The organism is Streptomyces sp. CNZ287, from assembly GCF_007827615.1.
Window position 1 is genome coordinate 23,815 of the sequence record NZ_VISV01000010.1, and the last position, 13,068, is coordinate 36,882.

The window sequence follows — 13,068 nt, forward strand, 5'->3', positions numbered from 1 at the left end:
CACGCGGGCCCTTGCCGTCGTCCCTCAAGGTTCCGCGTCCCGGGCGGGACGGCGACCGGGCGGGGCCCAGGCGGGTTACAGGTGGCGTTTCGGGCGCCATTGCGGCCAGGGTGTGACGGGCATACGAGCAGCGGACCGGCGGACCGCACGCAGAGGGTACAGCCGAACGGGTAGAGGACCGCCCGGCTCCGGCGCGCGCGACGTGCGCACGCCCCCCGGCTCTCCCAGCGCCCCGCGCGCCCCGTGCACGCCCTACACCCTGGGAATCCCCGGACAACTGACGCCATCTGTCAGCCGTCCGGCGTCAGCCACCGCCAAGCACCACCCACCGCCAAGCACCACCCGCCGCCACGCGCCCGCCGCCGCCACGCGCCGGCCCCCGCCACGCGCCGGCCGCCGTCAGCCGAGGCGTACCGGGAAGGACTCCAGGTCGTTCTGCGTCAGGACCGGCAGGTTGCGGAGCTCCCCCAGCGGCACCGCCGCCCGCAGCTCCGGGAAGCGGGCGAAGAGCGCCGGCAGCGCCACCGCCGCCTCCAGCCGCGACAGCGCCGCGCCGGGGCAGATGTGCGGCCCGTGCCCGAAGGTCATGTGCCGGATCGGCGTCGCCCGCGTCACGTCGAAGGCGTCCACGTCCGCCCCGTGGTGCCCGGCGTCCCGCCCGATCGCGCGGTACGAGATGACGACGCCCTCGCCCTTCTCGATCACCGTGCCGGCGATCTCGATGTCCTCCGTCGCGAACCGCATCAGCAGGTGGGTCACGGGCGGGTCGTAGCGCAGTGCCTCCTCGATCGCCGTCTCCCACGTCACCTTGCCCTCGCGGACCAGGGCGAGCTGCTCGGGGTGGCTCAGCAGTCCGCGCACGGTGGTGAGGAGGAGCGTGATCGTGGTCTCGTGCCCGGCCGCGATCATGGACTTCAGGTTGCCGACGACCTCTTCCTCGGTCAGCGGCTCGCCGCCCTCGTCGGCGAGGATCAGCGCGCTCGTGAGGTCGTCGGCGGGCTCCGCGGTCTTCTGCCGCACCATGTCGGTAAACACGCGGTCGAGTTCCGCCATCACCGCGAGCCGCTCCTCCTGCGGCGTGAGCATGGAGAAGAAGGCTTTCCACAGGCGCATCTGCCGCGGTATCTCCGATTCCGCGACGCCCATGAGCGCGCACACCACCCGCATCGGCAGCGGCTGCGCGAAGACCTCCTTGAGGTCGACCACCCCGTCGCCCCCGGCCGCCGCGGCCGCAAGGGAGTCCAGCAGTTCGGCCGTCACCCGCTCGACCACCGGCCGCAGCGCGTCGAGCCGCCGCGGCGTGATGGCCTGCGCCGTCTTGGCCCGCAGCCGCCGGTGCTCGGCGCCGTCGACCGTGAACATCGACCGGCCCGGGTTGACCATCCCGATCAGCGGCCACTCCGCCGTCACCTCGCCGGTCTGCCACAGCCGCCAGGCGCCGATGTCCTTGACCAGCCGCGCGTCGGTGAGCAGTCGGCGGGCCTCCGCGTGCCGCGTGACGGTCCATGCGGGCGCGCCGAGCAGTTCGATCCGGGTGAGCGGGGCGGCGGCGCACAGGAGCGCGGTCTCGCCCGCGAGGTCGCGTACGAGCGGGTCGATGGCCAGCGGTTCGGGGAGGGCCCCGGAGGCGGCCGGGGCGGCGGCGGAGCCGGCGGCGTGCGGGCAGTTCACAGGTGACCTCCTGCAGCGCGTACGGGGGTGAAGGTGACCGGCAGGGCGGTCATGCCGCGCAGGAACGCGGACGGCCGCCGCACCAGCGTCCGGGCCGGCACGGACAGGTCCAGGTCGGGCAGCCGGTCGAGGAGTACCTCGAGGCCCGTCCGGGCGATGATCTCAGCGATCTCCTGGGCCGGGAAGGGGCAGCGGAAGTCGCCGTAGCTGAAGGCGAAGTGGGCGCTGTTGCCGGCCTGTGCGGGTACGCCCCCGTACCCGTATCCGCCGCCCATGCCGCCGGCCCCGCCCGCGCCGCCCGGCCCGACCAGGGCCTGCTGGATCTGCGGGTCGTCGTTGGCGGCGGCGAGGCCGAGGAGCAGCAGGTCGCCCGCGCCGACGGGGCGGCCGCCGAGCTGGGTGTCGCGGGCGGCCCAGCGGCCGACGAGGATCTGGGTCGGGGTGTCCTCCCACAGCACCTCGTTCATGGCCTGGCCGACGCTGTGCCGCCCGCCGCCGAGGGCGGCGGCGAAGCGGTCGTCGGTGAGCATGAGGCGGATGGAGTTGCCGATCCAGTCGGCGGTGGGCAGGAAGCCGGCGGCGGTGGTGTCCTTGAGGTCGAGCATGACCTCTTCGTCGGTGAAGTGCATGGGGTCGGCGAGCATCCGCGAGGCGACGTCCTGGCCGGGCGCGAGCCGTTTCTCGGCGACGAGCCGCGTCATGTGCTCGACGAAGGTCTCGTACGCCTTGAGTGCTCCGGGTCCGCCGTCCGCGAGTTCGTTGAGGACCTGGGCGAGTTGCCGTCCCTGGGCGTCGGGGAAGCCGATGAGGCGGGCGAGGACGAGGACGGGGAGCGGGACGGCGTAGTCGCCGACGAGTTCCGCGCTGCCGCGGGAGCAGAAGGAGTCGATGAGCCGGTCGGCGAGCTGTTCGCAGTGCCGGCGGAGGTCGAAGGGGTCGACGCTCTCCAGTGCGGCGCCGACCATGACGGCGTGCCTGCGGTGGTCGGCGGCGGAGGCGGTGAAGTGGATCGACGGCATGACCTGGCCGACCATCGGCAGCAGCGGCCAGTCCGGCGGGATCTTCTCCCACTGGTTCCACAGCCCGCGGTCCCGGGCGAAGAGTTCGGGGTCGGAGGTGACCTGGTGGAGTTCGCGGTAGCCGATGACGAGCCAGGCGGGGATGTCGCCGGGGAGTTCGACGGGGACGACGGGGCCGTGGTCGCGGCGCATCTCGCGGTAGAGGTCGCGCGGGTCGGTGTGGAAGCGGGGGCCGCTGAGCGGTACGGCCCCGGCGGCGCCCGCGTGCGCGGGGCAGGCGGCGGGGGGTGCGTCGGCAGCGGGGGGCGCGTCGGGGCCGTCGGGCGCGGGCACGTCGGCCGGCGCACCCGGCGCGGTGCCCGGCGCATCCGGATCGGCCGACGGCTCACCGGGCGCACCGGACTCACCGGGCGCACCCGGCGCAGGGGCCGCGCTGAGCGCGCCCGTGCGCGGTTGCGCCTGGCTGCTGCTCCCCTCGTGTGCGGCCTGGTCGTCGGGGGTCGGGGTCATGTCGCGGTCTCCGGTGCGGTGGGGACAGTGGCTGCGGCGGCGGTCGCGGCGGTCGCGGTGGCCGTACCGGCGGCGAGGCGCTGGAGGTGTTCGACCAGGGCGATCAGCACGCCCTTGCTGGACTCGCGGGACCGCGCGTCGCAGTCGACGAGCGGGACGTGCGGGTCGAGGTCGAGCGCTTCGCGTACTTCGGCGCTGGTGTAGGGCGGGCCGCCGAAGTCGTTGCGGGCGACGATGAACGGCGTGCCGTGGTGCTCCAGCCGGTCGATGGCGTACCAGGAGTCGGAGAGCCTGCGGTGGTCGACGAGGACGATCGCGCCGAGCGTCCCGGAGAACAGCCGGTCCCAGAGGAACCAGAAGCGTTCCTGGCCGGGCGCCCCGAAGAGGTACAGCACGGTGCGCTCGTCCAGGCTGATGCGCCCGAAGTCGAAGGCGACCGTCGTGGCGGTCTTGCCGGGCACGGCGCGGCGGTCGTCGATGCCGCGGCCGGCGAGGGTCATCGTCTCCTCGGTGTTCAGCGGCCGGATGTCGCTGACGGAGCGGACCATGGTGGTCTTGCCGACGCCGAAGCCGCCGACGATGACGATCTTCAGCCCGTTGTCCGCGGTACGGGCCAGGGGGGCGCGCTCGGTCGCGCCGCCCGGCGCGGGGGTCGCGCGGGGGTCAGAGGTGGCGGAGTCCAACGAGCACCTTCTCCAGAGTCTCGGGATCGGCGAACCGGACGCCGCCCGGTGTGCGCGGGGGCGCGTACCGCGGGTGGCGTGCGGTGATCCGGCCGGCGGCCAGCAGGTCGGACAGCAGGATCTTGGTGATGCCGACGGGCAGTCCGAGGTCGGCGGAGAGTTCCACCACGGCGGTCGGGGTGCGGCAGATGCGCAGGATCGCGGCGTGTTCCGACTGCATGCCCGGTGCCGGTTCGTCCTCGGCGACGACCAGGGTGACGAGGTCGAACTCGTCGCTGGCGGGCCGGCTGCGCCCTCCTGTCAGGGTGTACAGCCGGTCCGGGTCGTCGTCCCGGCCGGGGCGGGTCATTCCGCCGCGACCCCCTCGGCCGCGGGTACGGGCCCGCGGGGCGGGGCGCTGAGGTGCTCGCCGAGCTGCTCGACCAGTTCCAGCATGTTGTGCCCGACGAGCCCGGGGTCGGCCGTCTCGGCGGCGATCACGGCGACGTGGCTGCCGGACCCGGCTTCGGCGATGAAGAGGATGCCGCCGTAGAACTCGGTCATCGACTGCCGTACGCCGCCGCTGCCGTCGCCGAACTCGACGGAGGCGCCGTGCGACAGGCTCTGGATGCCGGCGGAGATGGCGGCGAGCTGGTCGGCGCGGTCCTCGGAGAGCTCGGGCGTGTGGCAGAGCTTGAGTCCGTCGCGGGAGAGGACGAGGGCGTGCCTGGCGCCGGGCGTGCGCTCCAGCAACCCCTCCAGCAGCCAGGTCAGCCCGGTGGCCTCGGCGGGAGATTGGGTCATCTGTCGTCCTCCGAAGATGAAGCGGCGTTGCGTGCGGGGGGCGCGGTGGCGGGGTCGGTGCCGTCGCCGGGCGCGGCGGGTTCCTCGCGTTCCGCGGGTTGCTCTGCCGGCACGGGGGCTTCGGCGCGTGCGCCGTCGTCCTGCCGTACGTCGTCTTGCTGTTCGTCTGCGTCCCGTCCGGCGCCTGCGGCCGGTACGTCGTCTGCGCGGCCGGTGTCGCGCTTGCGGCCGTTGACGGCGGCGGCCAGGGCGCCGCCCGCCGTGCCCGCGCCGCCCGTGCCGTCGGCGCCGCGCTCCTGGCCGGTCACCGCGCGCCGGAAGGCGCCGAACCGGGCGGCGGAGCCGGCGGCTTGGAGGCGCCGCTGCGGGGCGGTGCCGGCACCGGCGGCGCCCTGGTCGCCGGTTCCCGTTCCCGTTCCCGTGTCCGTCCCCGTACGTGCGCGGCCCGTGCCCGTACCGCCGGCCTCGCCGGACGGGCCGCCGTCCGGCACGCCGCCGGGGTGTGCGCCCGCCAGCGTGCGCCCGCGGCGCCGCCGCGGCAGCGCGGCCAGCGCGAACGGGTCGTGCCCACCGTCGCCCGCCCGCTCGCCCGCCCGCTCGTCCGCGTCCTCGCCGGCGGCGACGTCCCGCTGCCGGGGCAGCGGGAGCGGCGTGCTGCCGGTGTCCTCGGTGGGCATGGGCAGGCCCGGCGTGCGTACGGGCTCGCCGGGCCGGGCGCGGGAGATCAGCTCCTGCGGGATCATCAGGACCACGCCCGTACCGCCGATGGCGGAGGGCCGGAAGGAGACGGTCAGCCCGTGCTTCTGCGCGAGGTGCCCGACGACGGGCAGGCCGAGCCGGGTGCCGGTGAGCGTGGACAGGTCGGTGGCGGTGCCGGAGACGGCACGCTCGGCGCGGCGCTGCGCGGCCTCGCTCATCATCAGCCCGCTGTCCTCGATGGTGACGACGGCGCCGGCGGGCACTTCCGAGACGTAGACGTGCACCTCGGTGGTGGGGGGCGAGAAGTTGCAGGCGTTGTCGAGGAGTTCGGCGAGCGCGTGCATGACACCCTCGGCGGCGTGTCCCGCGACGGCCACTTCGGAGACGGCGCGCAGCCGCACGCGCTGGTAGCCGGCGATCCGGCCCATGGCGCCGCGCAGGATGGACTCCATCGCGATCGGCTTCGCCCAGCGGCGGCCGGTGCGGGCGCCGCTCAGCACGGCGATGCTGTCGGCGACGCGGCCGGCCTGCGCGGTGCGGTGGTCGAGGTGGAGGAGGTCGCCGAGGACGTCGGCGTCGCCGTGGCGGTGCTCCATCTCGCGCAGGTCGGCGAGCATGCTGGTGGTGATGGCCTGCATCCGTCCCGCGGCGTTGGCGCAGGAGGCCATGGCGGCGGCCCGGCGGTTCTCGCTGCGCCGCGCCTCCTCGGCGACCTGCTGGACGGCGCGCCGGTACGCCTGGTTGTCCAGCCGGGGGGCGGCGGCGAGTGCTTCGTCGACGGGCGCGCCCGCGGCGATCTTCCGCAGCACCTCGGGGACGACGCGGTCGGCGAAGACGGCGGCGGCGCCGGCCGCGGCGGCGGCGCGTTCGTCGGCGCGGGCGGCCTTGGCCCGGTAGCCGGCCGCGGCGGCGACGGCTATGCACAGCAGGACGGCGGCGGCGCCACCGGCGTAGACGATGTGCCGGGTGTGGTCCTCGGGTCCGGCGAGCGCCGCGGCCAGGACCGCGACGGCGGTCGCGGGCGCCGTGACGAACAGGGCCGACAGCGGTGCGGGGAGGCGGGAACGCGAGTCCCGGGGCGGGGCTGCATCCTGGTGCGCGGTCATCGACGGGCTCCTCCGGGCAGGTGGCCTGTCCCAGGTCGGGTATGTGCGCCGAATTGAGCAACGTGCTCGCGGGTGCTCAAGTCGCCGACACTATAGGGAGTTTCCTCACCACACCAGCACACTCAATGGACCGTTTGCAGCACACCTGTGACAAGAGGTGTGCGCCCGGGTCTGCCCCGGTGAAGGCGGCTTCCAGAGGTCCCGCCGCGGCGATCGTGACGGCCCTGTCACCGCCGGTCGGCTAGAACGGAGAACGCCCAAGATCTCCCGTACGCCCCCTGCGGCAACGGCGTCCAACTGCTCAACGGCCCTGGTCAGCAAGCCTTTACGGCGTCACCACGCTGTAACCGCGCGCTTGTTACAACGTTTGAGCAAGATCGCTGATCAAGCAGCCACGCGGCGCCGCCACTCTGCCGTACGACGGCCGCTCAGCGCTCCGGACCCTCCACCCCGACGGGAGACCTGCGGATGACCCGTTTACCGCGTACGTACGCCACGTTCATGCTCTGCGGCGCCACGGTCGCCGCGCTCACCGCGGCGGCCCCGGCCACCGGCACCGCCGCCGCGGAGCAAGCCGCCCCCGGCTCCACCCCCGCCCCCGGCCCCGCCGCCGACCAGGCCGCCGCCGTCGACCAGGCCGCCGTCGACGGCGGGGCCCCGCCCGGGCTCGACGTGCTCAAGCGCGGCGAGGGCATGGCCCCCGGCCTCCTCTTCCTCACCCCCCAGGGCCGCCACGAGACGCCCCGCGGCCCCCAGATCGTCGACGACCGCGGCCGCCCGGTCTGGTACCACCGGATTCCCACGGGCTTCGTCGCCGCCGACTTCCAGGTCGAGGAGTACCGCGGCGAGAAGGTGCTCACCTGGTGGGAGGGCGAAAGCTCCCCCACCGGCACGGGCTCGGGCACCGGCTACATCGCCGACGAGAACTACGACGTCATCGCCACCGTCAGGACCCCCGACCCCGGCGAGCGCACCGACTTCCACGAGTTCCGCCTCACCCCCGACGGCACGGCCCTGATCCTCAGCTACCGCGACGAGCCGTACGACCTCACCCCCGTCGGCGGACCGAAAGACGGTCAGGTCCTCGACTACGTCGTGCAGGAGATCGACATCGCCACCGGCGAGAAGGTCATGGACTGGCACAGCCTCGACCACATCCCGATCACCGACTCCGACCGCCGCTTCGACGCCGGCATGCCCGGCCCGTTCCCGTACCTGCACCTCAACGCCGTCAGCCTCGACCGCGACGGCGACCTCCTCTTCTCCGGACGCGAGACCAGCACCATCTACAAGGTCGACCGCGAGACCGGCGAGATCGTCTGGCGGCTCGGCGGCAAGCGCAGCGACTTCCGCCTCGGCGCCGGCGCCCGCACCATCGGCCAGCACAACATCGAGCCGGCCGGCGAGAACACGTACCGCGTCTTCGACAACCAGAACATGGGCAGCCCCGGCTACGAGTCGCGGGTCGCGTGGCTGCGCATCGACGAGCGGCGGATGACCGCGGAGCTCGTACGCCAGCAGGTCCACCCGGACCGGCTGACCACGGGACTGGAGGGCAACAGCCAGGCGCTGCCCAACGGCAACACCTTCGTGAGCTGGGGCTCGCCCTCGGGCCGCATCTCCGAGTTCTCGCCCTCGGGCCGGCTCGTCTTCGACAGCGCGCTGCCGGAGGACATCAGTAGTTACCGGGGCTATCGCGCCCCCTGGAAGAGCACACCCGACACCGCCCCCGAGGTCGGGGTGAACGACGCGGGCACCGCCGTCGAAGCCGTGTGGAACGGCGCGACGGAGGTCAGCGACTGGCGCGTGCTCGGCGGCGAGACGGCATCGGGGCTGCGCCCCGTGGCGCGCGCCGGGTGGAAGGGGCTCGACACCGAGGTGCGGCTGCCGCCCGAGGCCCGGGACATCGACTACGTGAAGGTCCAGGGCCTCGACGCGCGCGGCCGGGTCATCGGGTCCTCGCCGGTCGAGGCCGTGGAGCCCGCCGCATCCCGCCACCACTGACCGAAGGCCGCCGACGCCTCACGGAGTCAGGAGAAGAACACGATGTCCGAAGCGCGGATCGTGGCTGTCACGTTCCGGACCCCACCGCTGGTCAAGATGGAAGAGTTCGCCAACCTCGTCGCCGCGGACCCCGGAGGCGACACGGTCGCCCAGGTCGTCCGGAACTCGGCGATCACCACCAAGGGCATGGCCGTCAACGCCCTGCTGGAAGACCCCCGCCGCTGGACCACGCGCCGGCGGATGGACCGCAGCCTCGCCGAAGCCCGCCGCCTCGGCCGCACCACCGTCACCGCGGCGCTCGCCGAGGCCGGTCTCGGCCCCGGGGACGTGGGGCTGTTCGCCACCGTCACCACCACGACCCACTCCGCCCCGGGCCTCGACGCCCTCGCCGCGGAACTCGGGCTGCGCCCCGACGTCGAGACGCTGTCCCTCGGCCCGATGGGCTGCTACGCCGCGGTGCCGGCGGTGTCCGCGTGCGCGCACTGGGTCGCGGTCAAGCGGCGCCCGGCGGTGCTGCTCGCGGTCGACCTCTTCTCGCCGCACGTGCAGCCGCCCCCGTACGACAAGGAACAGGCCGTCGTCCTCACGCTGTTCGGCGACGGCGCCGCGGCGGTGGTGCTGCTGCCTCGGGACGCGGACGGGCCGGGCGGCGCCGAGGTCGTCGACGCCGAGCAGCTCACCGCGCCGGCCCACGCGGACGACCTCCAGGTCCACATGGGCGACAACGGGCTGCGCATCAGGCTCAAGCCCTCCATGCCGGACGTCGTCGCGGGCTCCGTCGCGATACCGGCGCGGGCGCTGCTCGCCCGGCACGGGGTCCGCTGGACCGACGTCGCGTGGTGGGCCGTCCACCCGGGCGGCCGCCGCATCCTCGACCGGGTCGACGAGGCGCTGGACCTGCCGGAGCGGTCGATGGCCACGGCGCGGGAGGTGATGCGGGAGTACGGCAACACCGCGGCCCCGGCGGTGCTGGCGGTGCTGCGCCGGCTGCAGACGGCGCGGCCGCTGGCGGCGGGTGAGCACGGGGTGGTGCTGGCGTGCGGCCCGGGAGCGACGGTCTGGGCGCTGCTGCTGCGCGGCACGTAGGACGCGTACAAGGGGAAACCGGAAGGAGAAGGTGATGCTGGAAGTCATCGGCGCGGGAGTCGGCCGTACGGGAACGCTGTCGCTCAAGACGGCGCTGGAACGGCTGGGCTTCGGCCCGTGCCACCACATGCTGGGCCTCTTCGAGGACCCGGAGCAGATCCCGATGTGGGAGGCGGCGTCGCGCGGCGAGCCCGTGGACTGGCGCCGGGTGTACGCGACGTACGGCTCGACGGTGGACTGGCCGGGCGCCCGCTTCTGGCGGGAGATAGCGGGGGCGTTCCCCGAGGCGAAGGTGGTGCTGACGGTACGGGACCCGGAGAGCTGGTACGCGAGCGCGGCGAGCAGCATCTACGCCACGGCGGTGGCCCCGCCCCCGCCGGACGTGGGCGAGTCGTTCCTGCGGCTGCGGGACATGTCGCTCGAAGTCATCTGGGACGGCGTGTTCGACGGCCGCTTCACGGAGAAGGAGCACGCGCTGAAGGTCTTCGCGGAGCACGAGGCGGCGGTACGGGAGGAGATACCCGCGGACCGGCTGCTGGTGTTCCGGGTGAGCGAGGGCTGGGAGCCGCTCTGCGCGTTCCTGGGCGTCCCGGTGCCGGACGAGCCGTTCCCGAGGAGCAACGAGAGGGGCAGGTTCGTGGACGAGGTGAGGGAGCGGAGCACGGCGGCAGCCGAGAGGTAGGACCGGACGGCGGGACGCGGCGGGGGTGATACTCCTCCGATCACCGCGACGCGACCCGCGGCAGCAGGGGCCCGGAGGCGAGGCAGCCTCCGGGCCTCGTCGGTGGGAGCGGCCCTGGCGGACCGTGATCCCGGAACGGAGGGGGGCGTTCCGCAAGGCGGCCACGCCTCTCCGGCGGACCCGGCAGCCGACTCGCCCCGTACGCGACAGCCCCGCGGGGGCTCGTTTAGCGTGGCTGACGTGACTGGGCGGGGTTACCGATACGTCGGACCGGTGGAGTTGAAGGCCGCGGTCCGGCCAGGTGGCGGCGGGCGTCGTATCGGCTCGGCGGCCGACTTCGATGGCTGGATCATGGAGCAATCGGCGGTGGAGCTGGCCGAGCCGTTCACGTTCGTGGTCGGTAGGGACGGTGTGCTCCGGCTGGCGCCGCGGCGGAGCGAGCACGTGGCCTGTGCCGGTGGCGACATGGTCCTGAGCGCCGGCGAGATCAGCTTTGTGCGCGAGGCGGACCGGTGGGCCGTGAGCGAGGTCAGCAACCAGTCCACCGGGTACTGCCCGGACGTCGACTCGTGGGCGGAGGTCGCCCGTGCTCTGGACGCCGCAGGGCTCCGGCGGCCTTCCGGCTTCACCCACGAGGTCGTCTTCCGGCGATGCCCCGGCTGCCAGGAGCGCACCATCGTGCGTGAGGACGACTTCGTCTGCGTCTTCTGCGGCACGGATCTGCCCGCGGAAGGGAACGTGGGTCCCACCGCGTGAGGGCCGCGGAGCGGCCAGGTGCACGTAGACGGGCGAAAGTCGGATCAGATAGGCGTTTTTGGCACGGTTTGATCGGTGGCTCACCGCGAGTTCGTCTCGCGTGCGTTCACCCGGGGCCCTGCGGGCATCCGTGGCCCGCCTAAGAGTGACCGGCAGTTGGTGTCACTTCAGCCGACGAATGGTGGGGCAGCCGCCCTCGTCGGTGCAGCGTCGCCGCTTGCCGTGGATGTGCACGCATGGCAAACGTTCCTCGCGGTGACTACTGGGGGCGGAGCTTGACACGAGACTTAGTTAGTTAGCAAACTATCTAAGTGCTTGATGTTGAGGTACTGAAGGCGCTGGGCAGCGAGAAACGCCTGGCAATCATGGAGTGGCTGCGGGACCCCACCGTGCACTTCCCGCCGCAGCGTGACGGCGACCTCGTCGACGACGGGGTCTGCTCGGTGTTCATCGCCGACAAGCTCGGGGTGAGCCAGCCCACCGCGAGCGTGCACCTCAAGCTGCTCACCGCAGCCGGTCTGCTGCGCGCCAAGAAGATCAAGCAGTGGACCTTCTATCGCCGCGACGAGCAGCGCATCGCCGAGGTCAAGCGGATGTTCGACGAAGGATGGTAAAAGTGGCCCAGCAGTACGCGCCCACCCCGCAAGAGGCTGAGGACGCCGGCAGCGCCGACACGGACGCCTACGTGCGGCTCATCGCGCTGCTCGACGCGCACGGCGCCCGGTACCGCGTCATCGACCATGCCCCGGAGGGGCGCACCGAGGTGGTCAGCCGGTACCGCGGCCACCCGGTGGCCCACGCGGCCAAATGTCTCGTGGTCATGGTGAAGACCGGCAAACGCACCAAGCGGTACTTCCTCGCCGTCGTCTCCGGTGATGCCAGGGTCGACCTGCAAGGGCTGAGGGCTCTGGCTGACGGCACGTACGTGTCCTTCGCATCGACGGACAAGGCCGAGGCTCTGTCCGGCAGCGTCAGCGGGACCATCCTGCCGTTCAGCTTCCACCCGGATCTCGAACTCGTCGTCGATCCAGGGCTGTTGGAGAACCCCGAGATTTTCTTCAACGCCGCGCGGCTGGATCGCTCCCTGGCCCTGAACACTCAGGACTACCAGGATCATCTTCGACGCATCGGCGCGCAGATCCGGCCGATCGCCAGCAAGGGAGCCTGAGACCACCATGGACGACACGTCGCGGTACGCGATCAACTATCAACCACTGATCGCCCCTCTGGAGAAGCTCATGTCCAGCAGCTGATCGATGACACGACCGACCCCTGGTACAACCAAACCCTGTGTCAGGTGGGCGACCTGGTGGTGCGACTCGGGGTCATGCAGGGAGAGTTCCACTGGCACAAGCACGACGAGCAGGATGAGTTCTTCTTCGTCCTCGACGGTTTGTTCCGCATCGAGCTGGACAGCATGGACACCGTTGAACCGGGGCCCAGACAGGCATATCTCGTCCCCAGAGGGCTCCTGCACCGGCCCGTCGTACCCATACGCTCCTCCGTGCTCATGCTTGAGCAGGCGGGTGTCACCGCCACCGGCGACCGACGGATCACTCAATCGACAAACGAGGGGTTTGAACGGATGACACGGATCGGCCCGCAGCCCGGCCTCAAGCACACCTCCCGCTTGCTGGTCGACGACGGCCTGATCGTTCCGGCGGTATCGGACACGCTGCCAGGTTTCACCGGCATGCCGCGCGTCTTCGCCACGGCGTATCTCATCGCCTTCGTGGAGAACGCCTGCATTGAGGCGGTCGCTCCGCTGCTCCCAGAGGGGAGCAAGACGGTGGGGACTCATGTGGAGCTCAGCCACAGCGCGGCGACCCCGGTAGGCATGGAGGTCACCGCGTTCGTCGAACTGGTCGAGGTGGAAGGGCGGCGGCTGCGCTTCGCCGTCGAATGCCGGGACGAACAGGACGTGATCAGCAGTGGCCACCACGAACGGCACGTCATCGACGCATCGAAGTTCGATCAGCGCATGGCCGCCAAGGCGGCCACCGCGGCCACGGCCCCCTGAACAAGCGCGCATACCCAGCGTTGGGCGCCGCAGCCCCGAGCTCGATGAA

The 13,068-nt window shown here is 72.6% G+C and carries 13 protein-coding genes; 7 read left to right on the forward strand and 6 right to left on the reverse strand.

All coding sequences use genetic code 11. The features are described 5' to 3' along the window. Window positions 1–399: 399 nt before the first annotated feature. The 6 genes from FB457_RS18900 to FB457_RS18930 are packed head-to-tail and all read right to left on the reverse strand — an operon-like array spanning window position 400 to window position 6,471. A complete protein-coding gene (locus FB457_RS18900) occupies window positions 400–1,671 on the reverse strand; it encodes a cytochrome P450 family protein (protein WP_047017382.1) in 1,272 nt (423 codons plus the stop codon). Continuing rightward, entirely contained in the window at window positions 1,668–3,200 is a 1,533-nt protein-coding gene (locus FB457_RS18905; RefSeq protein WP_486589072.1) for a cytochrome P450 family protein, read from the reverse strand. Before FB457_RS18905 ends, FB457_RS18900 begins: the two co-directional genes overlap by 4 nt. Then, entirely contained in the window at window positions 3,197–3,883 is a 687-nt protein-coding gene (locus tag FB457_RS18915; RefSeq protein WP_047017381.1) for a GTP-binding protein, read from the reverse strand. Before FB457_RS18915 ends, FB457_RS18905 begins: the two co-directional genes overlap by 4 nt. Further along, window positions 3,864–4,232 carry a DUF742 domain-containing protein gene (locus tag FB457_RS18920; protein ID WP_047017380.1) on the reverse strand — a complete coding sequence of 123 codons (369 nt, stop codon included), beginning with the start codon at window positions 4,230–4,232 and terminating at the stop codon, window positions 3,864–3,866. Before FB457_RS18920 ends, FB457_RS18915 begins: the two co-directional genes overlap by 20 nt. Beyond that, window positions 4,229–4,666, reverse strand: coding sequence for a roadblock/LC7 domain-containing protein (locus FB457_RS18925; protein WP_047017379.1), 438 nt, complete (start codon window positions 4,664–4,666; stop codon window positions 4,229–4,231). The genes FB457_RS18920 and FB457_RS18925 overlap by 4 nt, the downstream gene beginning before the upstream one ends. After that, on the reverse strand, window positions 4,663–6,471 hold the full coding sequence (locus tag FB457_RS18930; RefSeq protein WP_145782520.1) for an ATP-binding protein: 1,809 nt from the start codon (window positions 6,469–6,471) through the stop codon (window positions 4,663–4,665). Before FB457_RS18930 ends, FB457_RS18925 begins: the two co-directional genes overlap by 4 nt. Before the next feature lie 468 nt (window positions 6,472–6,939). Between FB457_RS18930 and FB457_RS18935 the strand changes: the two genes are divergently transcribed. From FB457_RS18935 to FB457_RS35695, 7 genes are all read left to right on the forward strand, one after another. Beyond that, entirely contained in the window at window positions 6,940–8,475 is a 1,536-nt protein-coding gene (locus FB457_RS18935; RefSeq protein ID WP_347612464.1) for an arylsulfotransferase family protein, read from the forward strand. Window positions 8,476–8,517: 42 nt separating this feature from the next. Continuing rightward, entirely contained in the window at window positions 8,518–9,561 is a 1,044-nt protein-coding gene (locus FB457_RS18940) for a type III polyketide synthase (protein WP_047017376.1), read from the forward strand. Between the two features lie 34 nt (window positions 9,562–9,595). Next, on the forward strand, window positions 9,596–10,243 hold the full coding sequence (locus FB457_RS18945) for a sulfotransferase family protein (RefSeq protein WP_047017375.1): 648 nt from the start codon (window positions 9,596–9,598) through the stop codon (window positions 10,241–10,243). 351 nt (window positions 10,244–10,594) lie between these two features. Next, window positions 10,595–10,999, forward strand: coding sequence for a hypothetical protein (locus tag FB457_RS18950; protein ID WP_486589083.1), 405 nt, complete (start codon window positions 10,595–10,597; stop codon window positions 10,997–10,999). 311 nt (window positions 11,000–11,310) lie between these two features. After that, window positions 11,311–11,613: an ArsR family transcriptional regulator gene (locus tag FB457_RS18955; protein WP_145782522.1), complete on the forward strand. Its 303-nt coding sequence runs from the start codon at window positions 11,311–11,313 to the stop codon at window positions 11,611–11,613. Window positions 11,614–11,615: 2 nt separating this feature from the next. After that, window positions 11,616–12,167 (forward strand): YbaK/EbsC family protein, encoded by a 552-nt coding sequence (locus tag FB457_RS18960; RefSeq protein WP_347612467.1) that lies wholly within the window; start codon window positions 11,616–11,618, stop codon window positions 12,165–12,167. 129 nt (window positions 12,168–12,296) lie between these two features. After that, window positions 12,297–13,019, forward strand: a complete 723-nt coding sequence (locus FB457_RS35695; RefSeq protein ID WP_222439509.1) for a thioesterase, FlK family — start codon at window positions 12,297–12,299, stop codon at window positions 13,017–13,019. Window positions 13,020–13,068: the final 49 nt, after the last annotated feature.